Annotated in this window: 22 protein-coding genes and 1 pseudogene; 13 read left to right on the top strand and 10 right to left on the bottom strand. The window is 63.3% G+C overall.

Translation table 11 applies throughout. The features are described from left to right. Positions 1-4: 4 nt before the first annotated feature. From panB to QF118_RS02075, 3 genes are all read left to right on the top strand, one after another. Entirely contained in the window at positions 5-838 is an 834-nt protein-coding gene (gene panB / locus QF118_RS02085) for a 3-methyl-2-oxobutanoate hydroxymethyltransferase (protein ID WP_282300986.1), read from the top strand. Beyond that, positions 835-1,677 (top strand): pantoate--beta-alanine ligase, encoded by an 843-nt coding sequence (gene panC, locus QF118_RS02080; RefSeq protein WP_282300985.1) that lies wholly within the window; start codon positions 835-837, stop codon positions 1,675-1,677. Before panB ends, panC begins: the two co-directional genes overlap by 4 nt. Positions 1,678-1,758: 81 nt before the next feature. Next, positions 1,759-3,030, top strand: a complete 1,272-nt coding sequence (locus QF118_RS02075) for an acetylornithine deacetylase/succinyl-diaminopimelate desuccinylase family protein (protein ID WP_282300984.1) — start codon at positions 1,759-1,761, stop codon at positions 3,028-3,030. 9 nt (positions 3,031-3,039) lie between these two features. On the opposite strand, the gene QF118_RS02070 is transcribed toward QF118_RS02075, so the two are convergent. After that, on the bottom strand, positions 3,040-4,011 hold the full coding sequence (locus tag QF118_RS02070; protein ID WP_282300983.1) for a DUF2125 domain-containing protein: 972 nt from the start codon (positions 4,009-4,011) through the stop codon (positions 3,040-3,042). A 67-nt stretch (positions 4,012-4,078) separates the two neighbouring features. On the opposite strand from QF118_RS02070, the gene QF118_RS02065 reads away from it, so the two are divergent. From QF118_RS02065 to QF118_RS02055, 3 genes are all read left to right on the top strand, one after another. Continuing rightward, positions 4,079-4,606, top strand: a complete 528-nt coding sequence (locus QF118_RS02065; RefSeq protein ID WP_282300982.1) for a gamma-glutamylcyclotransferase — start codon at positions 4,079-4,081, stop codon at positions 4,604-4,606. Between the two features lie 65 nt (positions 4,607-4,671). Beyond that, complete coding sequence (locus QF118_RS02060; RefSeq protein WP_282300981.1) at positions 4,672-5,844, top strand: biopolymer transporter ExbB; 1,173 nt, start codon at positions 4,672-4,674, stop codon at positions 5,842-5,844. 3 nt (positions 5,845-5,847) lie between these two features. Beyond that, positions 5,848-8,112: a peptidoglycan -binding protein gene (locus QF118_RS02055; RefSeq protein WP_282300980.1), complete on the top strand. Its 2,265-nt coding sequence runs from the start codon at positions 5,848-5,850 to the stop codon at positions 8,110-8,112. A 52-nt stretch (positions 8,113-8,164) separates the two neighbouring features. On the opposite strand, the gene QF118_RS02050 is transcribed toward QF118_RS02055, so the two are convergent. From QF118_RS02050 to QF118_RS02040, 3 genes are all read right to left on the bottom strand, one after another. Continuing rightward, entirely contained in the window at positions 8,165-8,365 is a 201-nt protein-coding gene (locus QF118_RS02050; RefSeq protein WP_282300979.1) for a hypothetical protein, read from the bottom strand. Between the two features lie 107 nt (positions 8,366-8,472). Next, on the bottom strand, positions 8,473-9,639 hold the full coding sequence (locus QF118_RS02045; RefSeq protein ID WP_282300978.1) for a geranylgeranyl reductase family protein: 1,167 nt from the start codon (positions 9,637-9,639) through the stop codon (positions 8,473-8,475). Then, entirely contained in the window at positions 9,636-10,184 is a 549-nt protein-coding gene (locus QF118_RS02040; RefSeq protein WP_282300977.1) for a L,D-transpeptidase, read from the bottom strand. The genes QF118_RS02045 and QF118_RS02040 overlap by 4 nt, the downstream gene beginning before the upstream one ends. A 121-nt stretch (positions 10,185-10,305) precedes the next feature. On the opposite strand from QF118_RS02040, the pseudogene QF118_RS19810 reads away from it, so the two are divergent. Both QF118_RS19810 and trxA read left to right on the top strand, forming a co-directional pair. Beyond that, positions 10,306-10,407 (top strand): annotated as a pseudogene (locus QF118_RS19810) (hypothetical protein); the annotation flags it as partial. An 18-nt stretch (positions 10,408-10,425) separates the two neighbouring features. After that, on the top strand, positions 10,426-10,761 hold the full coding sequence (gene trxA, locus QF118_RS02035) for a thioredoxin (RefSeq protein WP_394357080.1): 336 nt from the start codon (positions 10,426-10,428) through the stop codon (positions 10,759-10,761). A gap of 1 nt (position 10,762) precedes the next feature. Here trxA and QF118_RS02030 read toward each other — a convergent pair whose 3' ends face one another. Genes QF118_RS02030 through QF118_RS02020 form a run of 3 tightly spaced genes read right to left on the bottom strand, consistent with a single transcriptional unit; the run spans position 10,763 to position 12,339 of the window. Next, on the bottom strand, positions 10,763-11,449 hold the full coding sequence (locus QF118_RS02030; RefSeq protein ID WP_282300975.1) for a MotE family protein: 687 nt from the start codon (positions 11,447-11,449) through the stop codon (positions 10,763-10,765). Between the two features lie 9 nt (positions 11,450-11,458). Then, a complete protein-coding gene (locus tag QF118_RS02025) occupies positions 11,459-11,809 on the bottom strand; it encodes a hypothetical protein (RefSeq protein WP_282300974.1) in 351 nt (116 codons plus the stop codon). An 11-nt stretch (positions 11,810-11,820) separates the two neighbouring features. Continuing rightward, entirely contained in the window at positions 11,821-12,339 is a 519-nt protein-coding gene (locus QF118_RS02020) for a flagellar basal body-associated FliL family protein (RefSeq protein WP_282300973.1), read from the bottom strand. A 117-nt stretch (positions 12,340-12,456) separates the two neighbouring features. Between QF118_RS02020 and fliF the strand changes: the two genes are divergently transcribed. From fliF to fliP, 4 genes are read left to right on the top strand one after another with little or no spacing between them, the layout of a single operon-like run. Beyond that, positions 12,457-14,064, top strand: coding sequence for a flagellar basal-body MS-ring/collar protein FliF (gene fliF, locus QF118_RS02015; RefSeq protein WP_282300972.1), 1,608 nt, complete (start codon positions 12,457-12,459; stop codon positions 14,062-14,064). After that, the gene (locus QF118_RS02010) at positions 14,061-14,669 is read left to right on the top strand and encodes a FliH/SctL family protein (RefSeq protein WP_282300971.1); all 609 of its coding nucleotides are present in this window, start codon (positions 14,061-14,063) and stop codon (positions 14,667-14,669) included. Before fliF ends, QF118_RS02010 begins: the two co-directional genes overlap by 4 nt. Further along, positions 14,662-14,949 (top strand): FliM/FliN family flagellar motor switch protein, encoded by a 288-nt coding sequence (locus QF118_RS02005; protein WP_282300970.1) that lies wholly within the window; start codon positions 14,662-14,664, stop codon positions 14,947-14,949. The genes QF118_RS02010 and QF118_RS02005 overlap by 8 nt, the downstream gene beginning before the upstream one ends. 3 nt (positions 14,950-14,952) lie before the next feature. Beyond that, positions 14,953-15,675 (top strand): flagellar type III secretion system pore protein FliP, encoded by a 723-nt coding sequence (gene fliP, locus QF118_RS02000; protein WP_282300969.1) that lies wholly within the window; start codon positions 14,953-14,955, stop codon positions 15,673-15,675. 49 nt (positions 15,676-15,724) lie between these two features. Here fliP and QF118_RS01995 read toward each other — a convergent pair whose 3' ends face one another. From QF118_RS01995 to trhO, 3 genes are all read right to left on the bottom strand, one after another. Then, positions 15,725-17,095, bottom strand: coding sequence for an aspartate aminotransferase family protein (locus QF118_RS01995; RefSeq protein ID WP_282300968.1), 1,371 nt, complete (start codon positions 17,093-17,095; stop codon positions 15,725-15,727). A gap of 114 nt (positions 17,096-17,209) precedes the next feature. Next, positions 17,210-18,163: an aldose epimerase family protein gene (locus QF118_RS01990; protein ID WP_282300967.1), complete on the bottom strand. Its 954-nt coding sequence runs from the start codon at positions 18,161-18,163 to the stop codon at positions 17,210-17,212. A gap of 148 nt (positions 18,164-18,311) precedes the next feature. Continuing rightward, positions 18,312-19,232 (bottom strand): oxygen-dependent tRNA uridine(34) hydroxylase TrhO, encoded by a 921-nt coding sequence (gene trhO / locus QF118_RS01985; protein ID WP_282300966.1) that lies wholly within the window; start codon positions 19,230-19,232, stop codon positions 18,312-18,314. A 113-nt stretch (positions 19,233-19,345) separates the two neighbouring features. On the opposite strand from trhO, the gene pncA reads away from it, so the two are divergent. Next, positions 19,346-19,939 (top strand): bifunctional nicotinamidase/pyrazinamidase, encoded by a 594-nt coding sequence (pncA, locus tag QF118_RS01980; RefSeq protein WP_282300965.1) that lies wholly within the window; start codon positions 19,346-19,348, stop codon positions 19,937-19,939. The last annotated feature ends 75 nt before the right edge of the window (positions 19,940-20,014 follow it).

Here is a 20,014-nt window from a genome sequence, read left to right as displayed (position 1 = left end):
GGGCATGAGTGCGACGGCGAAAAAACGGGCCCCGATGCCCGAGGATATCCTTGCCCGCAAGGGGGGTGAACCTCTGGTCAGTCTGACCGCCTACACCACCCCGATGGCGCAGATCATGGACCCGCATGTTGATTTCGTGCTGGTCGGCGACAGCGTCGGCATGGTGCTGCACGGGCTGGCCTCGACCGTCGAAGTGACGATGGAGATGATGATCCTGCATGGCAAGGCGGTGGCGCGCGGGCTGTCCAGCGCGATGATGGTGATCGACATGCCGTTTGGCAGCTACGAGGAAAGCCCGCAGCAGGCCTTTCGCAACGCGGCGATCCTGATGAAGGAAACCGGCGCGGGCGCGGTCAAGCTGGAAGGCGGCGTCGGCATGGCCGAAACGATCCGCTTTCTGGTGGCGCGCGGCATTCCGGTGATGGCCCACGTCGGGTTGACGCCGCAGTCGATCAACACGCTGGGCGGTTACAAAGTGCAAGGGCGCGGCGATGCGGGCGACGCATTGATGCGCGACGCGCAGGCCGTGGCCGATGCAGGGGCGTTTTCCGTGGTGCTGGAAAAGGTGCCCGAAGGGCTGGCCAACCGCGTGACGGCGCAGGTGGCCATTCCGACGATCGGCATTGGCGCCAGCGCGGGTTGTGATGGGCAGATCCTTGTCGTCGACGACATGCTGGGGCTGTTCACCGCCTTCAAGGCCAAGTTCGTGAAACGCTTTGCGACGCTGGGCGAAGACGCGGATGCGGCAATTGCCGAATACGCGCGCGCAGTGAAGGCGCGGGAATTTCCGGGGCCGGAACATGTCTTTGGCGATGCAGCCCCCGAGGCCCGCAAATGACGCCGCCGATCATTCGCACCAAGGCCGAGCTGCGCGCGCAGGTCGATGGCTGGCGCCGCGCGGGCGAGGTTGTCGGCGTGGTGCCGACCATGGGCGCGCTGCATGATGGGCACCTCAGCCTTGTCGCGGCGGCCAAGGCGGCCTGTGACCGGGTGATCGTGACGATCTTTGTGAACCCCAAGCAGTTCAACAACCCCAGCGATCTGGACAACTATCCCCGCACCGAAGAGGACGACGCCCGCAAGCTGGCGCGCTTTGAGGTTGACGCGCTGTACGTCCCGGGGGTCGATCAGATCTATCCCGAGGTCTTTGCAACCACCGTTTCGGTGGCGGGTCTGACGGATGTTCTGTGCGGCGCGCATCGGCCCGGGCATTTCGACGGGGTGGCGACGGTGGTGACCAAGCTGTTCACCCAGACCCGCGCCGATAAGGCATTCTTTGGCGAAAAGGATTTCCAGCAATTGCAGGTGGTGCGGCGGATGTCTGCAGACCTTGATCTGGATGTCGAGGTGGTCGGCTGTCCGACGATCCGCGAAATGGACGGGCTGGCCATGTCGTCGCGCAATCTGCTGTTGTCGGACCGTTCGCGCGTCAAGGCGCCGGCCCTGCATCAGGCGCTGGAAGACATGGCAGAGGGGTTGCGCGGCGGCGCATCGGCCAGCGCCCTGGCACAAGAGGCGCGCGCCCGGATTCTGTCGGCAGGCTTTACCGAGGTGGAATACCTGGACCTGCGCGCCAATGACGACCTGTCGTTGTTGGAGCAGCCCGATCGCCCCGCGCGGCTTTTGGTGGCGGCCTGGCTGGCCGGTGTGCGTTTGATCGACAATATCGCGGTCTGAGCGGCGTGCGGGGTGCAACCCGCCCTGCAGCCCCTTGCACCCGGCCGGAATGGCGTCACAATCCGCGGCGGAGGTGATGGCATGAGCGATGGTTTGAGCAAACGTATCGAAGGCAAGCGCGACGATCTGGTTGCGCTGACCCAGGACCTGATCCGCATTCCCACGCTGAACCCGCCGGGCGATTGCTATCGCGAGGTTTGCGAATACCTGCGCGCAAGGCTGGCGCCGCGCGGCTTTGACTGCCAGTTGATCCGCGCGACAGGCGCGCCGGGCGACAGCGACCGCTATCCGCGCTGGAACATCGTGGCCCGTCGCGAGGGCACCCGGCCCGGCGATTGCGTGCATTTCAACAGCCATACCGACGTGGTCGAGGTCGGGCGCGGTTGGACACGCGATCCTTTTGGCGGCGAGGTTGATGGCGACCGGGTTTATGGACGCGGCGCCTGTGACATGAAGGGCGGGCTTGCCGCCAGCATCATCGCGGCCGAGGCCTTTGTCGAAGAGCACCCCGATTTCGCCGGGGCGATCGAGATCAGCGGCACGGCAGACGAGGAATCTGGTGGTTATGGCGGCGTCGCCTATCTGGCCGAGCAGGGCTTTTTCAACCCCGAGCGGGTGCAGCATGTGATCATCCCGGAACCGCTGAACAAGGACCGCATCTGTCTGGGTCATCGCGGCGGTTGGTGGGCCGAGATCGAAACCAAGGGCGAGATCGCCCATGGCTCGATGCCCTTTCTGGGCGATTGCGCGATCCGGCATATGGGGGCGGTCTTGGACGCCTTCGAGGAGCAGTTGTTCCCAGCGATGGCGCAGCGCCGCACGGCAATGCCCGTGGTCCCCGAAGGCGCGCGGCAATCGACGATGAACATCAGCGCCATCCACGGCGGATCAGAGGAACTGCCCAAGGATTACAGCGGTTTGCCCGCCTGCTGCGTGCCTGACAGCTGCCGCATCGTGATCGATCGGCGCTATCTGGTCGAAGAAAGCTTTGACGCGGTGCAGGGCGAGATCGTCGGCATCCTCGAAGGGTTGAAAGCCTCGCGCGACCGGTTCGACTATGACCTGCGCGAAATCAACAGGATCGTGCCCAGCATGACGGATCGCGACGCGCCCGTGGTGACGACCGTCGCCGAGGCGGTGCGCGAAGTTCTGGGCAAGGCCCCGGATTTTGTCGCTTCGCCCGGGTCCTATGACCAAAAGCACATCGACAGGATCGGGCGGCTGAAGAACTGCATCGCCTATGGTCCCGGGGTGCTGGACCTTGCGCACAAGCCGGATGAATGGATCGGCATCACCGATATGGTGGATTCCGCCAAGGTCATGGGGCGGGCGCTGGAAAAGCTGCTGACCTAGGCGGTGGACCTATCTAAGCCGGATGCGGGGGGCCTTGCCCAGCGGAATGATCCCGAGCGAGACATTGCCGTCATTAAAACCGAAGGTCAGGTCCAGTGTCGTCTTGTTTCCCGAAAGCGAAGCGACAAGCCCCATGGTCTGCGTCAGGAAATCCGCCAGTCCTTCGGGCAGATCACCGGCGGCGCCGGCGCCTTCCAGCAATTCGCGCCAGTTCACCGCGCGCAGGGTTGCGGTGCCGTCCAGCCGCCCCTTGTTGTCGACCTCCCAGTCGCCGGTTGCCTTCAGCTCCAGCTTGTTGGCCTTGTATTCGGCCAGGGGCAGGACGATGCGGGTTGGCTGGGGCTTGTCGGATTTCAGGGCGTCGCGGGTCCAGACCTCGTCAAAGCTGACCTCGGCCCGCAGGGTGATTTCGTCGATCTTGCCGTCCGGCGCCGGGCCAAGCGTACCCGACGCGCCGGCAATGGCCGCCGCGTTCAGCCCGATGCGCATCAGCCGGGGGTCGGCGTCATCGACGGCAACGCCAAGGTTCAGCCCGGCCATGGCCAGATTGGTCGGGCCTGAAATGTTCAGCACCACGGCCTCGAGATTGCTGCGCAGAATGCGGTCATCCTGAATCACCAAAGAGGCGCGCAACCCGTCCGAGCTGATCTGGTGTTCTCCGGCCTCGGTCGTCACGGTCTGGTTGTCGGGCCAGGCGAAAATCCAGTGCTCGGGGCGATAGACCAGCGAAAACATCTGGAAGAAGGGCGCGCGCCAGGTGGTCTGGTTGTCGGGGTTGGCCAGCACAAGGTCCGTCAGGGTCACGTCCAGCCGATTGGGAAAACCACGCACACTCAGATCGCTGTAGGATGCGTCCCAGCCGTCTTGCTGCCGTTCGGCGAACCAGCGTTCCAATCCGCTGCGCAGGTTGTGCGCCTGCAAAGCCCAGAATCCCGCGTACAAAATCGCTGCGACAGAAATGGCAAGGACAAGACGTTTCAACCCACAGACCCCTTTCAAACAGAATCCATCTGGTGTCTACAGGCGCAAATCGGCAAGGACCAGAACCATGACGCTTTGGGTATTCGGATATGGCTCGCTTTTGTGGCACCCCGGGTTCGAGGTAGCCGAGCAGCGCCATGCCCGCGTGGCGGATTTTTCGCGCAGCTTCTGCATGCGCTCGATCCACCATCGCGGTAGCGAGGAAAACCCCGGACTGGTGCTGGCCCTGGACGAACATCGCGGCGCCCTGTGCGAAGGGCTGGCCCTGCGCGCCGCCCCCGGCACCGAAGAGGCGACGCTGGACTATCTGCGCGAACGCGAACTTGTCTCGGCGGCCTACCTGGAAAAGGTTCTGACACTGGATCTGAACGACGGAACCCGGATCGAGGCGGTTTCCTACGTCATCGACCGCGATCACGTGCAGTATTGTCGTCTGCCCCTGGAAGAGCAGGCGCAGATCATCGCGCAGGCGCATGGCGGGCGGGGCCCGAACAGCGAATACCTGTTCAACACCGCGGCGCACCTGGTTGACCTGGGCATTCCTGACGCCGAACTGCAATGGCTTGTCGATCGGGTAAGGGCGCTGAGCGCATAAACCCTTGGCTTGTGTGCGCTAACCGCTTACGTTCCGGCTAGCAGAACAAACGCGTCAGGTGTCCTATGGACCAGCCCGACCTCGAGGCCGAGCTTCATTTTTCCCAGCCTGTCCGTCAGGTGACCCTCATGCTTGTCGTGTTGGGCCTGTCCATCGTCGGGGCCTTTCTGGCCCTGCCGCGGGTCCTGCCGGTCTTTGAAAGCAACCCCTACCTGAACGGTTTCATCCTGTTCGTCTTTGTCATCGGGGTGCTGGCCTGTTTCTATCAGGTGGTGCAGTTGATCGGGTCGGTCCGCTGGATCGAACGCTTTGCCGCGCCGGGCGATCAGCAAGGGTCGCGTGCGGCGGCCCCGCAATTGTTGGCGCCGCTGGCTGCCCTGCTGCGGCGGCGCGACAAGCGGATGCAGATCACCACCACATCGACCCGGTCGATCCTGGATTCCGTCGCCACGCGCATCGACGAAGCGCGCGAGATCACGCGCTATATCGTATCGCTGCTGATCTTCCTGGGCCTTTTGGGCACCTTTTACGGGCTGGCCACCACGGTGCCTGCGCTGGTCGACACGATCCGCAGTCTCGCCCCGCAAGAGGGCGAATCCGGAACCGAGGTTTTTGGCCGCCTGATGAGCGGCCTCGAAAGCCAGCTGGGCGGTATGGGGGTGGCCTTTGCCTCATCCTTGCTGGGGCTGGCCTGTTCGCTGGTCGTGGGGTTGTTGGAACTGTTCGCCGGGCATGGTCAGAACCGGTTCTACCGCGAGCTTGAGGAATGGCTGTCCACCATCACCAAGCTCGGCTTTTCCCATGGCGAAGGCGAAGGGCCCGATCTGGGCGCTGCCGGTATCGTCCTGGACCGCATGGCCGAACAGATCGAGACCCTGCAATACCTTTTCGCCCAGTCCGAACAGGGCCGGTCCGAGGTCGACAACCGGCTGGGTCAGCTGGCCGATTCCATCGAACGCATGACCGAACGGATGGAGGCGACAGCCCCCACCGCATCGTCGATGGCACGCATCGCCGAAGGGCAGGAACTGCTGGCCGAGGCGATCCGCGAAAAGGAAACCAGCGAAGGGCTGGACCCCGAAAGCCGGATGCGCCTGCGGTCGATCGACGTGCAGATGCTGCGCCTTCTCGAAGAAATCAGCGCCGGGCGGCAGGAAAGCATGGCCGAGCTGCGCACCGAAATGGGCGCCATCGCGCGCAGCCTGTCGACCATCGCCAAGCGCGCGTCGGGGGGCTGAGCCATGGCCCTGTCACGACGCACCGGCGCGCGGTTTCAGGCCTCGATCTGGCCGGGCTTTGTCGATGCGATGACGGGGCTTTTGCTGGTCCTGACCTTTGTGCTGTCGATCTTCATGATCATCCAGTTCGTGCTGCGTGAAACCATCACAGGGCAAGAGGATCAGCTGAACACGCTGTCCACCGAAATCGCTGCATTGGCGCAGGCGCTGGGCGTGCAGGAACGCCGCAACACGGCACTGACCAATCGCCTGGGCGAGTTGGAAGGCACCTTGTCCAACGCCGAAACCCAGCTGGCCCAACAGCTGCGTATCATCGACACGCTGACGGCGACTCGCGACCGACAGGCGGCGGAACTGGACGCGGCGCAGGGCCAGATCACCGATTTCGAGGCGCAGGTCGCGTCGCTTTTGGCGCAGCGCGACGAAGCGCGCGAGGCGGTGGCGGATCTGACCAGCGCGCGGGATGAACTGAGCGCACGGCGCGCCGCGCTTGAGGCGCTTGTGGCTGATCTGCGCAAGGAAAACGCCGATGCCACCGCCCAGATCACCGCGCTGACCGGCAAGGCGGATGAACTGGCCACGGCGCTCAGCGCCGAGGAAGAGGCCAAGCTGCTGGAGGCAGAAGCCGCCGCCGCCCTGCGCGCGCGGCTTGAAAACGCCGATGCCGAACTGACCGCCATGACCATGGCGCTCGAGGCCGAGCGCAAGCGCGCCGAGGAAACGCTGACCCTGCTGGCCGCCGCGCGCGAGGCGGAAACCGATCTGAACGCCCGTCTGGCCGCCGCCCTTTTGGCCGGCGAGGACGAGGCGCAGGCCCTGCAGACCAAGCTGAACCAGGCGACAACCGAGATTGCGCAACTGTCCGCGACCCTTGCTGACACTCGTGCTGCAGGGGCCGAAACCGACGAACGGCTGTCAACACTGCGTGAACAATTGTCAGACGAACGCGCCGCCCGAACCGCGGCCGAGCGCGCTTTGAACAATGAACAGAAAACCCGCGAGGCGATCGAACGCGATCTGACCGCATCGCAAGGTGCGACCGAGGCCGCGCAGTCGCGCCTGTCGGACCTGTCGGCGCAACTGGCCGCCGCGCTTGCCCGCGTGACCGAGGCGGAGTCGCTGCAAACCGAACTGGATGCCCTGCGCCAGCGCAATCAGGCCCTGGTCGCTGAAATGTCGGGTGCGCAAAGCGCGTCGCAGCAGTCGCAGTCGCAATTGCGGTCGGAAAACGCGCAGCTGAGCGCCGCCCTGCAAGAGGCGGAAAACCGCGATGCGCGCCGCGAGGCGTTGATCGAAGAGCTGCGCCAATCCCTGGCCATCGCGGAAGCCAGTGCGCTGGAACGCGTCGGCGACGCCAGATCGCTTGAGGAAAAGCTGGCCGAGGCCCTTGCCGCCCGGCTGAGCGCCGAGGCCAGCGTCGAGGAAACCCGCGAAAAACTGGCCGCCGCCCTTGCCGCGAAAAAGGCCGCCGAGGCCAACGCCGCCGCGCGTATTTCCCAGGCCGAAGAACGCCAGTTGCTGCTTTCGCAGGCCCGCGAGGAACTGGCCCAGTCCGAGGAACGCACCAGCGCGGCGCAAAAACAGGCGGAATTGCTAAACCAGCAGGTTGCCGCGCTGCGCCAGCAGTTGGGCCAGTTGCAGGCGCTTCTGGATGAATCCCAGGCCTCGGACGAGGCCGCGCAGGTGCAGTTGCAGAACCTTGGGTCGGAACTGAACGCCGCGCTGGCCCGCGTCGCCGCCGAGGAACGCCGCCGCCGCCAGTTGGAAGAGGCCGAGCGTATTCGTCTGGAAGAGCAGGCCAAGGATCTGGAAAAATACCGCTCGGAATTCTTTGGGCGGTTGCGCGATGTGCTTAGCGACCGCGAAGGCATCAGAATCGAAGGCGACCGATTTGTCTTTTCCTCCGAGGTCTTGTTCCAGCTGGGTGATGCCGAGTTGTCGGATGAGGGCAAGGCCGAGATCGCCAAGGTTGCTGGCCTTTTGCGCGATGTCGCGGACCAGATCCCCGAGGGCATCGATTGGATCATCCGCGTCGATGGCCACACCGATGATGTGCCCCTGCGCCCCGGCGCGGCTTTTCAGGACAACTGGGAGCTTAGCCAACAGCGCGCGCTGTCGGTGGTGCGGTACATGATCGACGCCTTGGGCATCCCGCCAAACCGGCTTGCGGCGAATGGGTTTGGCCAGTTCCAGCCGGTCAACCCGGCGAACACCGCCGAGGCCCGCGCCCAGAACCGCCGGATCGAATTGAAGCTGACCGAACGCTAGGTCTGTTTCGCGCTGGCGTGGCGGCAAAAAGCCCGGAGATCAGGGAAACATTTTACCCGTATGCCTGGTTTCTGGCAGGCGACACCAAACCGCCGCGCAGGCAGCCAAGGGTGATCAGGGCAAACCCGATGCCGAAACCGCAGCCAAGATAGAGACCGGCGGCCTGCATCGCGGAAAAGTTCCAAAATGCCAGCCCCAAAATGGCCCCGACCATGCCGATGATGCTGCCGAAAAGAAATCCGAAGACTGCCATGGTGAACCTCCTTGCGCCAAGATGGCGGGTAAATCCTTAAAAAGAATTAAGAGGGGGGAAATGTGGCGGGAAAACGTCAAGGCTGGGACGCGCGTGCGTCGAATACCTCAGATTCCTCGCAATACCTTGAGCGCAAAGCCCGGAAGGCGGCCAGCCATGTGCCGCATCAGGGGGCCATATTCAGTTTCGCCAGCCATCAGGCGAAAATACTCGGTTCGCAATGTGCGCGATGACCGAAAACTGCGAATGAACGCCGGGCGCAGCCGTTCCCGGAACATGATGTTGCGCAACAGACAGGCATGTCGCAGCCCCTGATGCGTGGGCTTCAGGGCGTGGCAGTAATGCGCCAAGGCCTGATCCGGCGCTGCCCGGGACAAGGCCGTGATGGCGGCCCGCGCTGCCAATTCACCGCTTAAAAGCGCGTGGCCGATGCCTTCTCCGGTGATCGGATCCACAAGCCCGGCGGCATCCCCGGCCAGCAGGATGCGACCCTTGCCCGGTACGCTGCGAAAGGCGCCGAAAGGTAGGAACTGGCCTTTGACAGGCAGATCGCCGGGCAGGTTCAGGCGCTGCTGATATGCAGCGAGCGCGGACTTCATGTCGGCGTTGCGAGCCATAACGCCGCCGATCCCGACAGTTGTCCCGCTTGCCTTGGGAAACCGCCAACCATAGCCCCAGTCGGCCGCCCCGAAGTCAATCCTGACCGGCGCGGTCGTGTCCGTTTCGGGATGTTCGACTTCCAGCGCAAACCCGATCCTGTCCCGGTCAAAGGCCTGCCCGAACAATTGTCTGGCGGTCGGACTGTTGACGCCATCCGCCGCAATGATCAGGGGTGCGATCAGGCGCAGACCATTCAGGGTCAGGCAGTTGTCACCTGTGTCCAGCGCGCCGCCTTGACCGGTAAAATCAGCGGCCCCGGCATCCAGCGCCTGCGCCACCAGCGTCGCGTCCAGCGCATGACGCATCCCCAGATACAGGGGGGCCACGCCGGTGGTCAGGCCCAGGTCCTGGCCAAAGCCGAAAAATGAAAAGCGATCACAGGTGACAAGCGGAATATCCGGCAGGGCATCCCCGAAAATCCGCCGATAGTGCCCCATGGCCCGGCCGGTGATGCCGCCGCCACACAGCTTTGGACGGGGAAAACGCCGTTTGTCGACCAAGGCCACCTGCAAACCGGAAACGGCGGCCGTTCGGGCCGCCGCTGCGCCGGCTGGACCGGCTCCGATCACGATCAGGTCGAAGTGGCGCGTTCGCGCCGCCGTGCCTTGTTTCACAGAACGGTGACAGGGGTGCCCACCGGCACGCGACCGTAAAGGTCGATCACATGTTCGTTGATCATCCGGATGCAGCCGTTCGACACCGAACGCCCGATCGAACTGGGCGCGGTGGTGCCGTGGATGCGGAAAAACGTGTCGCGACCGTTCTGGAACAGGTACAGCGCCCGCGCGCCAAGAGGGTTGTCCGGGCCGCCAGGCTGGACATATTCGTTGTCCTTGAACCGGCCATAAGCACCGGGATCGCGATCGATCATCTCATCGGTGGGGCGCCAGGTCGGCCACTCCTTCTTGGCGCCGATATTGGCGCTGCCGGTGAATTCCAGACCGGCCTTCCCGACGCCAACGCCATAGCGCATGGCCTGACCGGGGGCCTCGACGAAATAGAGGAAATGCGCGCGCGGCATGATCAGGATCTGGCCCGGGGCAAGGTCCTTCTTGATTGCGACCTTTTGCGGCCGAAAGACCGGATCGACTTCAAAGGCATAGGCGGGCATTGCGACGCTTGCAGCAGCGGCGGCAACAAAGGTTCGGCGGGTAATCATGGCAGCACTCGTTCTTTCATTGGTCTTTGGGAATTTTGCCCGAATGGGCCTGAAAATCAATCCCGAGGTCGGGAATGGCTTGTCACGATGGCGTGCGAGACACATATAATGATTTCAATATATGATGGAGATTCCAATGGCTGGCCTCAAACTTGTCTGTCTGGATTGTGCGCAAACGAACCGGGTACCTAAGGAAAAGCTGGGCAAAGGGGCCAAGTGCGGCACCTGCGGAGCGCCCCTGATGCCGTCGAAACCCGCCGAGATCGACGCCGCGACACTGGCCATGGCTGCGCGCACGGATGACGTGCCTCTCTTGGTGGATTTCTGGGCGCCCTGGTGTGGCCCGTGTCGCATGATGGCACCGGAATTCGCCAAGGCGGCGCAGACGTTGCACGGCAGTGCGCGTCTGGCCAAGATCAACACTCAGGATCACGCGCAGGTTGGCGGCACCTATGGCATTCGCGGAATTCCGACGATGATCCTGTTCGCAGGCGGGCGCGAGCGCGCGCGGCAATCCGGCGCAATGCCAGCCCAGCAGATTGCCGCCTTTGCCAGTGACGCCATGCGCAAAGCCTGACTCACTGTTTGGGAACCTCGGCGTTGCGTCCGGCCAGAACCACGCTGATCGTGTAGGCCGCGCCGGGGGTCAGCCCCGCCATGATCGCTGCCGCCGAATCGGATCGCATGCGGCCAAGGAACCCTGCGGCGAATTCAGGGTCCATTTGCTCGAACAGGGCAGCGGCCTGTTTCGGCTTCATGTTGGCATAAACATCGGTCAGGCGCGTAATATCGTCCTCGGCGGCGGTCTGCGCCAAAGACAAAGTCCCCCTAAGCTGATTTTCCGCAGCTTCCAGCTCGGCCAGCTTCCGGTCAATTTCCTTTTCCGCAAGGGTCAGCGCCTGCATGCGGACTTCGATGTCCTGTTCGCGCTCCTTGATTCGGCTTTCCCGTTTGTTGAGGGATTCGATCAGGGGCATGATCTCGGCCTCGCCGACCCGTTGAATCGCCCCGGTCGGGGCGTCCAGCCCCGGGGAATGGGCGTTCGCGGCGGTCTGCATTTGTCCGGAATGGGCCGCTGTTGCCGGCATTTCATGGTCGGTTGACGACCCCTCTCGGGCAAAAGCCTCGCCGGCGCCGACCGCCGCGCGAAGAACGGCCGAGGCAATCAAGAGACCGCCGATCGTGGTCAGGGCGCCGCGCATCTTGCGCCGCGGTTTGCCCTTGGGCGCAGGGACAGGCGGTTTGGCGGTTTTCGCTTTGGCCATTTGCGTTCCTCAGTTTCTGGGGTGACGGAAAAAGACGTTGTCCGGTTGCGGTTTCTGAGGCGGCTCTGCGGCCTGTTGCGGCAGGTCATGCATCGAGGCGACATGCAGCTCCAACCGCCTGGCCACGTCTTCGGCGCGGGCGGTCAATTCCTCTAGCGATTTCGATGAATGGCCAGCACTGGCCTGCGCTGCGCTCAGCGTCTTGGTCAGATCATCGACCTGGGCCGACAGGACCGCCACGGCCCCGCCGACACCGTTTTCAAGGTCGGTGAATCGCGTCAGCCGCCGCGACAGAATAAAGCAGTAGAAACCCGCCCCCAAAGCCCCTGCGACAAGCAATATGTCTGCAATCAAGTCCATTCCTATCCCTTTCAGTTCAGTACAAATTCCAGAACGAGCAAGTCACGGATGCGGCCCTCTCCGGCCACCATGCTTACGCGTCTGAGCATTTGGGAGCGCAGTTTCACCAGCGCGCCAGGTTGTTCGAGCATCGCCGGGTCAAGGGCGCGCAAATAGCTGTTCATGACATCCTGGACGCGCGGCAACAGCCCCTCGACCTCGGCGGCATATTGTTTGGGGACCTCAAGGCTGCCGCGAAACCGCAAGTGATCCGCCTGCGCCGTTGGTCCAAGCGAGATCAGCAGCTGCGGCACCTCGACAAAGGCGATGTCGGCAAGCGGGGCGTTGTCCACGGGCACGGCCTGCCCTTCTTCGCCGCTGGGCGATTCGGCGGCGGCCTTTTCCCCGCCCCCGCCACCAAGCATGCCGGACGAGACGGCAAAGAAACCGCCCCCGCCACCGGCCAGCGCCAGGACGATGCCGATGATCAAGGGAAGCTTGGAAGGCTTGCGCGCTTCCTCTTCCTGTTCCTCGACGGTGGTGTCAGCCATTCTTAACCTCTTTTTCGATCTGAAACCGTTATAGACGCAAAGGGGCTAACTGATTGTTAAGGCGAATGGTCCAACCTTGGTCGCAACCGAACAGAACGTTTGGAGCGGAGGTCGAACTTGCAGCAGATCTTTTCAGTCTGGAACGCATTGAGTGGGCGACAAAGGGTCGTCGTATTGGGCGCAACGGGTGCCATGGTGCTGGCGGTCCTCGGGCTTGCCCGCATGGCCTCGGCTCCGAACATGTCCCTTCTGTATGCGGGGTTGGAAAACGGCGCCGCTGGCGAAGTGGTCCAGGCCCTGGAAAGCCGCGGGGTTCCCTTTGATGTGCGCGGCGGCGCGATCTTTGTACCGGACGGGGAGCGCGATGCGCTGCGACTCACCCTGGCCAGCGAAGGGTTGCCGGCGAACAATTCGCAAGGCTACGAACTGCTGGACGGGCTGTCGGGTTTCGGCACCACGTCGCAGATGTTCGATGCCGCCTATTGGCGCGCAAAAGAGGGTGAGCTGGCCCGGACAATCGTGTCGAACCCGCAGATTGCCACGGCGCGGGTGCATATCGCCAACAGCAGCGCGAATCCCTTCCAAAGGGATGTGACGCCGACGGCCTCCATTTCCGTGACGACAACGGGCGGCGTCCTGTCCCCGCAACAGGCACGGGCGTTGAAATTCCTGATCGCATCGGCGGTCCCCGGACTGGATGCCGAGGATGTGGCGGTGATTGATGGCAAGGGCGGCCTGATCGGCGCCGAGGCTGACGGTGCAACCGGCCCTTCGGCCGATGACAAGGCAGCCCAGCTGCGCGAACGGGTGCAGCGCCTGATGGAGGCGCGGGTCGGCACCGGCAACGCGGTGGTCGAGGTCAGCGTCGACACCGTGACCGAGGCGGAATCGATTCGTGAACGGGTTTTTGACCCCGAGGGCCGCGTCGTCATCTCGACCGATACCGAAGAGCGCAACGACAGCTCGGAAAACTCCGGTTCCGGGGATGTCAGCGTCGCGTCGAACCTGCCCGACGGGCAGGCGGGCGGCGGGGAAAACTCGTCTGCCAAGACTGCGGAAACCCGGGAACGCATAAACTATGAGGTCTCGGAAACCATGCGCGAGGTCACCCGCGCGCCTGGGGCCATCAAACGTCTGACTGTTGCCGTGCTGGTCAACGGCACCTACGAGACCGGCCCGGACGGCTCGCAGACCTTTGTTCCGCTGGCCGAAGAGGAACTGGGCGCGTTGCAGGCGCTGGTGTCTTCGGCGGTAGGATTCAACGCGGATCGCGGCGATGAAATCACCATCCGGTCCCTGCCGTTCGAACGCCCCGAGGGGCTTGGCACCGGGCCGATCGAACCCGGGCTGTTCACCGGCTCGATCGATACCATGCGGTTGATCCAAATGGGGGTCCTGGCGGTGGTCGCGCTGATTTTGGGGCTGTTCGTTGTACGTCCTGTGCTTGCCAAGCCGGCGGCCTCGGGGGCGGTTGCGGCGGCGCTGCCTTCGCCGGATGGCGACAGCCCGGTGGCGCTGGATGGTGAAATCGACGATGGCGGCTTTGCCGATCTTCCGGTCATGGCCAGCGGTGGCGATTTCGGCGGCATGGGCATGGTCGACTTCGATTCTCAACCTGACGAAGACCCGGTCGAACGGCTTCGCAACCTGATCGAGGAACGCAAAAGCGAGACTGTCGAAATCCTTCGCAGCTGGCTCGAGGAAGAAAAGGAGGAGGTCGGATGACAGCCCTGAGGCAACTATTCGAAGACTTCGGTGGCGCGGCCCCGACCGTGCCGGTCGAAACGGCGCCCGCGTTCAACGAGGCAGACCTGGAAGGCCAGCGGCTGGAAGCGTTCGAAAACGGGTTCAAGGCCGGCTGGGATGACGCGATCAAGGCGCAGTCCGACGACAAGACGCGGATTTCGAGCTCATTCGGTCAGCACCTGCAGGATCTGTCCTTTACCTATCACGAGGCTTGCAGCCAGGTGATGAACGCGATGACACCCTTGCTGAACGAAATGGTGAACGTCTTGTTGCCCGGAATGGCTCGCGCCACCATCGGCGCCCATATCGTCGAAAAACTTCACGAAATGTCGCGGGAAATCGGCACGCTCGAGGTTCAGATCGCGGTGTCCCCCGGTAATGTCGAGGCCGTGTCAGGCCTGCTGGAAGAAGACTTCGGCTTTCCTGTCCGGCTGATCGAGGATTCGACACTGGCCGATGAACAGGCAGACATCCGGTTCGGCAAAACCGAAAAGCAAATCGATCTTGGGGAACTGGTCCGGTCCGTTTCGGAGGCGATAGCCGGGTTTGCCCATGAAAATCAAAGAAAGCTCGCAAATGGATAACGCCCAAACCGCTGTGAAGAGTGAGCAATCGACGCCGTTCACCTCTGTCCCGATCGAAATCACCGTCTCGGTTGGCCGCGCCCGTCCCCTTGTCCGGGAGTTGCTGCAATTGGCAGAAGGCTCGGTCCTGCCCTTGGACAAGCGCCTTGAGGATCCGGTTGAACTGTATGTGGGTGAGCGCCTGATCGGCATCGGTGTCCTTGAGGTCGTCGAAGGCGATGGGCAAAGCCAGCTGGCCGTCCGCCTGACCGAAGTGGTCGACCTGCAGACGCCCGCCTAGTCAATGCGCAGCGTTTTCCTTGCGGCAGGCCTTTTGGCGCTGCCCCTTGCTGCGCAGGCGCAATCCGTCGCGATCGACCTAGGCGAAGGCGGCTCGGTGACGGCCACCAGCGTCCAGCTGATCGTGCTGATCACGCTGCTCAGCCTTGCGCCTGGCATCGCCATCATGGTCACCTGTTTTCCCTTCATGGTGACCGTGCTGGGCATTCTTCGGCAGGCCGTGGGGCTGCAGCAGTCGCCGCCGAACATGCTGATCGTCAGCCTTGCCCTGTTCCTGACGTATTTCGTGATGGAGCCTGTTTTCACCCAGGCTTGGGAAACCGGCGTGCAACCGCTGCTGGACGAACAGATCGAGGTCGAAGAGGCGGTTTCGCTGACGCTGGAACCGTTTCGTGGTTTCATGGCAGGCCGCACCGATCCCGACACCTATCGCGCGATGGCCGACCTGCGCCCCGATGCGGCACAAACCGCCCTGGCGCCCGAGGCACCGCTTTCCGTCCTGATCCCCAGCTTCATGCTGTCCGAGGTGGCGCGGGCTTTTCAGGTGGGGTTTCTCATCTTTCTGCCCTTCCTGATCATCGACCTTGTTGTGGCGGCGGTGCTGATGTCGATGGGCATGATGATGGTGCCACCCGCGATCGTATCCTTGCCGTTCAAGCTGGCGTTCTTTGTCATCGCGGATGGCTGGGCGCTTTTGGCTGGTAGCCTGGTGCGCGGGTATTTCTGACCCCTCGGGCGGGTGGTGCGGGGCTGTTGCCCCGCAGCCGCGATCCCGGTCAGCCCAGCACTTCGGCGACGGCCTGCGCTGTCTTGCCGACAATCTCGTCGGCCTCTTCCCGGGTCAGGCAGAAAGGCGGCGCAAATCCGAGGATGTCGCCCTGCGGCATGGCGCGGGCGATCACGCCGCGGGACAGCAGCGCCCCGGCGATCCGCGGCCCGACCTTTTCCGAAGCGTCGAAAAAGCCGCGCCCCTCGCGTGTCTTGACGAACTCGACCGCGCAAAGCATGCCCTCGCCGCGGACCTCTCCGACATGGGCATGCCCGCCAACGGCGTCGCGCATTGCCGCGTTGAGATAGCGGCCGGTCTCGCCCGCCTTGTGCACAAGGTTCAATTCGTCGATCAGCTTGAGGTTGGCAACGCCAGCCGCCGCGCCGATCGGGTGGGCGGAATAGGTCCAGCCATGCCCGATGGGGCCGTTTTCATCGGTTCCGCGCTCAAGAACCTTCCACATCTTGTCCGACACGATGGACCCAGACAAAGGCGCATAGGCCGATGTCAGGCCTTTCGCGATGGTGATCAGGTCGGGCTTCATCCCGTAGTGCTCTGAGCCGAACATCGTGCCAAGGCGACCAAAGCCGGTGACCACCTCATCGGCGACCAGCAGGATGTCATGCTTGTTCAACACTTCCTGGATGGCGGCCCAATAGCCGGCCGGGGGCGGAACGATACCACCTGTTCCCAGCACGGGTTCACCGATGAAGGCGGCGATGGTGTCGGCACCTTCGCGGTCGATCAGCGCCTCCAATTCGGACACGCAATGGGCGACAAAACCCGCTTCGGTCATGTCCAGATCGGGGCGGCGGAAGTAATAGGGCGCTTCGGTGTGGACGACCTGCGCCAGCGGCAGGTCGAATTTCTTGTGGAACAGCTCAAGCCCGGTAAGCGACCCGGTCATCAGGCCCGACCCGTGATAGCCGCGCCAGCGCGAGATGATCTTTTTCTTTTCGGGGCGGCCAAGAATGTTGTTGTAATACCAGATCAGCTTGACGTTGGTTTCATTCGCGTCCGACCCGGACAGCCCGAAATAGACCTTGGACATGTGGTCGGGCGCGCGGTCCAGTACCATCTTGGCCAGGGTGATCGACGCCTCGGTGCCGTGACCGACATAGGCGTGGTAATAGGCCAGCTCTTTCGCCTGCGCGGCGATGGCATCGGCAATATCCGTGCGGCCATAGCCGACGTTCACGCAATAAAGACCGGCAAAGGCATCCAGCAAGCGGTTGCCGTCGCGGTCCTCGATGTGACAGCCCTGACCGCCGGTTATGATCCGCTGCGGCGTGACCCCGCGCGCGAACTCGGCCAGATGGGTCGAGGGGTGAAAGAAGTTCTCGCGGTCCCATTGGTCCAGCTGATCGTTCCTGAGCATTGATGTCTCCTGCGGAAAAGGGGGGATTCTTGCGGGCACCATAGGCCTGTGTTGCGCCGGGCGAAAGCAGGGCAACGACAGGGTGTTGCATACAACCGACCTAAGCCGGGGATTTCAGTCCTTGGCGATGCGGATTGTGGTCCGCTGCCGGTAGGGCGCATCAGGTGTACAAAGGATTGAGCCGAAATCAGGCGTATTGACGGTGTTCGGGAAATCCTGCGCTTCGACGCAAAAGCCTGCGAAGGGGTCGTGGGGGATGTCGGGATGGGGGGTGCCATAGGACGAAAGCATGTTTGATGTATACAACTGGAGCCCCTTTCGGTCTGTCCAAAGCGTCAGGGTCATGCCGTCGGGGGCGCGGACCGTCACCTTGGGCCCTGCTGCCTGATCCAGCGCGAAGTTCAGGTCATAGCCCAGGTTTTCGGGATCGACCGCGTCCAGCAGGCGCGGTGCGCGCAGGTCGTATCGCGTGTCATCGACGGGCAGGATCACCCCGGTCGGGATCAGGTTCTGGTCGACGGGCGTGTAATGCGATGCGGCTATCTGAAAGCTGTGATCGCGGATCGTGCCCCGCCCAGCGAGATTGAAATAGACATGTTGCGCCAGGTTGATCGGGGTTTTGCGATCCGGGGTTGCCGTCATGTCCCAGGTCAGGGCCGGCCTGTCCAGCGTCAGCCGCACCACGAAATCCACCGCGCCGGGATAGCCCTGATCCAGATGCGGCGAGTGCAGGCGCAGGTTCACGGCGCGGTCGCCTTGCGGCTCCATCTGCCAGTTCTGCCAGCCAATCCCGCCGGGCCCGCCATGAAGATGCGGGCGTTCGCCACGGGAGGTCAGTTTCCAAATCTGCCCGTCCAGTTCGAACTGCGATCCAGCGGTGCGATTGGCGATGCGCCCGACGACGATGCCCATGGATTTGGGGTTCTCGCGGTAGTTTTCCATGTCATCATAACCAAGGACGACCCGCCGCCCCGCGACCGTCCAGTCCTGAATGGCGCAGCCCATCGACAGGACGGTGATTTCCGTGTCGCCGTCGCGCAGGGTGTGGGTCTGGATGGGGTCGTGCATCTTGGCCTCCGGTCGCATGCAGGACCGACGTATCAGAGGACTGGGCAGCAGCATAGCCCGGCGCGCAGAGCCTTGGCGGCGGTTCAAGGGGGCGCTGCCCCCTCGGCCTGCGGCCTCACCCCCGGAGTATTTTTGACCAAGAAGAAGCCTAAAGGTCGTCGCTGACATCCGAGTGCAGGTGACGCTCGCCGCGGGCTTCGGCCAGGGCGATCTGTTTCTGCCGTTCGCGAAACCGGCGTTTGTCCGATTCGGTGGTTTCGTGGATGCACAGGTGGCAGGACACGCCGTGTTCGTATTCGGGGCGATGCCTGTCCTCGGGCAGGATCGGGCGGCGGCAGGCATGGCACAGCTGATGCGGGCCTTCCTTGAGGCCGTGTTCGACCGACACCCGGCCGTCGAAGACAAAGCAGGCACCGTTCCAGGTGCTGTCGTCCTGCGGCACCTCTTCGAGATATTTCAGGATGCCACCTTTGAGGTGATAGACATCCTCGACCCCCTGGCTGAGCAGGTAGTTGGTGGATTTTTCGCAGCGGATGCCGCCGGTGCAGAACATGGCGATACGCTTGTTGTGAAAGCGGTGCTTGTTGTCCTGCCACCAGGCGGGGAAGTCGCGGAACGTATCGGTTTTCGGGTCTACCGCGCCTTCGAAGGTTCCGATGGCGACTTCGTAATCGTTGCGGGTGTCGATCACGGCGACATCGGGCGAGCGGATCAGTTCGTTCCAATCGGCGGGCTCGACATAGTGGCCGACGCTGGCGCGGGGGTCCACGTCGGGCTGGCCCATGGTCACGATCTCTTTCTTCAGGCGGACCTTCATCCGGGCGAAGGGGCGTTCGGACGCGTCAGAGAGTTTCCAGATGATATCGGCGCAGCCGGGCAGCGATTTGATGTGCGCCAGCAGGGTGTCGATACCGGCGGCGGGCCCTGCGACGGTGCCGTTGATCCCCTCGCTAGCCAAAAGCAGCGTTCCGGTGATCTGGTTTTCGCGGCACAGGTCCAGCAGTGGCCCGCGCAGGGCGGCCGGATCATCGAAGCGGGTAAAGTGGTAGAGGGCGCAGACTGTAAACATGGCTGTCAAATAGGCGCGAAAGGGGCGCCTTGCCAAGCGGGTGAGTTGCCGCATTGCGGTTGCGGTGGCTGCAGCGCGCGCCTAACCTTGACGGACAGGAAGGGAGTTTGCCCATGCACGGACTTGTCGTCATCGACGTTCAGAACGATTTTTGCCCCGGGGGCGCCCTGGCCGTCAGCGGGGGCGACGAGATCGTCCAGCCGATCAATGCGCTGATGACGCAATTCGAAGCGGTGATCCTGACGCAGGATTGGCACCCTGCCGGGCATTCGTCCTTTGCCTCTCAGCATCAGGGGGCTGCGCCCTTCAGCGTGACTCAGATGCCCTATGGCGCACAGGTTCTGTGGCCGGATCACTGTGTTCAGGGATCGCCGGGCGCAGGCTTTCACATGGAGTTGGAGACTGACCGCGCCGATCTGATCATCCGCAAGGGGTTTCGCCCCGAGATCGACAGTTACAGCGCCTTTTTCGAAAATGACCACAAGACCCCGACGGGGCTTGAGGGGTATCTGCGCACGCGCGGGATAACGTCGCTGACGCTGGTCGGGCTGGCGACGGATTTTTGCGTCAACTTTTCGGCGGTGGATGCGGCCAACCTGGGCTTTGATGTCACCGTCCGGCAGGATCTGTGCCGCGCGATCGACATGGATGGCAGTCTTTCGGCCGCGCGCGAAGGCATGGCCAAGGCGGGCGTGCGTCTGCTTTGAACCCGGGCGCCGGGCATCCAGATGGCAGGGCGTATCGCGTTCGCCATTTCTAAAGATTCCGTGGCTAGACAGGGC

The sequence above is a fragment of the Tropicibacter oceani genome, assembly GCF_029958925.1.
Classification (GTDB): domain Bacteria; phylum Pseudomonadota; class Alphaproteobacteria; order Rhodobacterales; family Rhodobacteraceae; genus Pacificoceanicola; species Pacificoceanicola oceani.
The sequence above is the reverse complement of the archived record's forward strand: the minus strand, read 5'-3'. Positions and strand labels throughout refer to the sequence as shown.

Bases quoted from the DNA above. Each gene is read 5' to 3' on its own strand.
- QF118_RS02040 (WP_282300977.1), bottom strand. From the start codon at position 10,184: ATGATTACCCGCCGAACCTTTGTTGCCGCCGCTGCTGCAAGCGTCGCA.
- QF118_RS02050 (WP_282300979.1), bottom strand. From the start codon at position 8,365: ATGGCAGTCTTCGGATTTCTTTTCGGCAGCATCATCGGCATGGTCGGG.
- QF118_RS01995 (WP_282300968.1), bottom strand. From the start codon at position 17,095: ATGCTCAGGAACGATCAGCTGGACCAATGGGACCGCGAGAACTTCTTT.
- QF118_RS02030 (WP_282300975.1), bottom strand. From the start codon at position 11,449: ATGGCCAAAGCGAAAACCGCCAAACCGCCTGTCCCTGCGCCCAAGGGC.
- trxA (WP_394357080.1), top strand. From the start codon at position 10,426: ATGCCGTCGAAACCCGCCGAGATCGACGCCGCGACACTGGCCATGGCT.
- QF118_RS02005 (WP_282300970.1), top strand. From the start codon at position 14,662: ATGGATAACGCCCAAACCGCTGTGAAGAGTGAGCAATCGACGCCGTTC.
- panC (WP_282300985.1), top strand. From the start codon at position 835: ATGACGCCGCCGATCATTCGCACCAAGGCCGAGCTGCGCGCGCAGGTC.
- QF118_RS01990 (WP_282300967.1), bottom strand. From the start codon at position 18,163: ATGCACGACCCCATCCAGACCCACACCCTGCGCGACGGCGACACGGAA.
- trhO (WP_282300966.1), bottom strand. From the start codon at position 19,232: ATGTTTACAGTCTGCGCCCTCTACCACTTTACCCGCTTCGATGATCCG.
- QF118_RS02020 (WP_282300973.1), bottom strand. From the start codon at position 12,339: ATGGCTGACACCACCGTCGAGGAACAGGAAGAGGAAGCGCGCAAGCCT.
- QF118_RS02060 (WP_282300981.1), top strand. From the start codon at position 4,672: ATGGACCAGCCCGACCTCGAGGCCGAGCTTCATTTTTCCCAGCCTGTC.
- QF118_RS02025 (WP_282300974.1), bottom strand. From the start codon at position 11,809: ATGGACTTGATTGCAGACATATTGCTTGTCGCAGGGGCTTTGGGGGCG.
- pncA (WP_282300965.1), top strand. From the start codon at position 19,346: ATGCACGGACTTGTCGTCATCGACGTTCAGAACGATTTTTGCCCCGGG.
- fliP (WP_282300969.1), top strand. From the start codon at position 14,953: ATGCGCAGCGTTTTCCTTGCGGCAGGCCTTTTGGCGCTGCCCCTTGCT.
- QF118_RS02010 (WP_282300971.1), top strand. From the start codon at position 14,061: ATGACAGCCCTGAGGCAACTATTCGAAGACTTCGGTGGCGCGGCCCCG.
- QF118_RS02075 (WP_282300984.1), top strand. From the start codon at position 1,759: ATGAGCGATGGTTTGAGCAAACGTATCGAAGGCAAGCGCGACGATCTG.
- panB (WP_282300986.1), top strand. From the start codon at position 5: ATGAGTGCGACGGCGAAAAAACGGGCCCCGATGCCCGAGGATATCCTT.
- QF118_RS02065 (WP_282300982.1), top strand. From the start codon at position 4,079: ATGACGCTTTGGGTATTCGGATATGGCTCGCTTTTGTGGCACCCCGGG.
- QF118_RS02055 (WP_282300980.1), top strand. From the start codon at position 5,848: ATGGCCCTGTCACGACGCACCGGCGCGCGGTTTCAGGCCTCGATCTGG.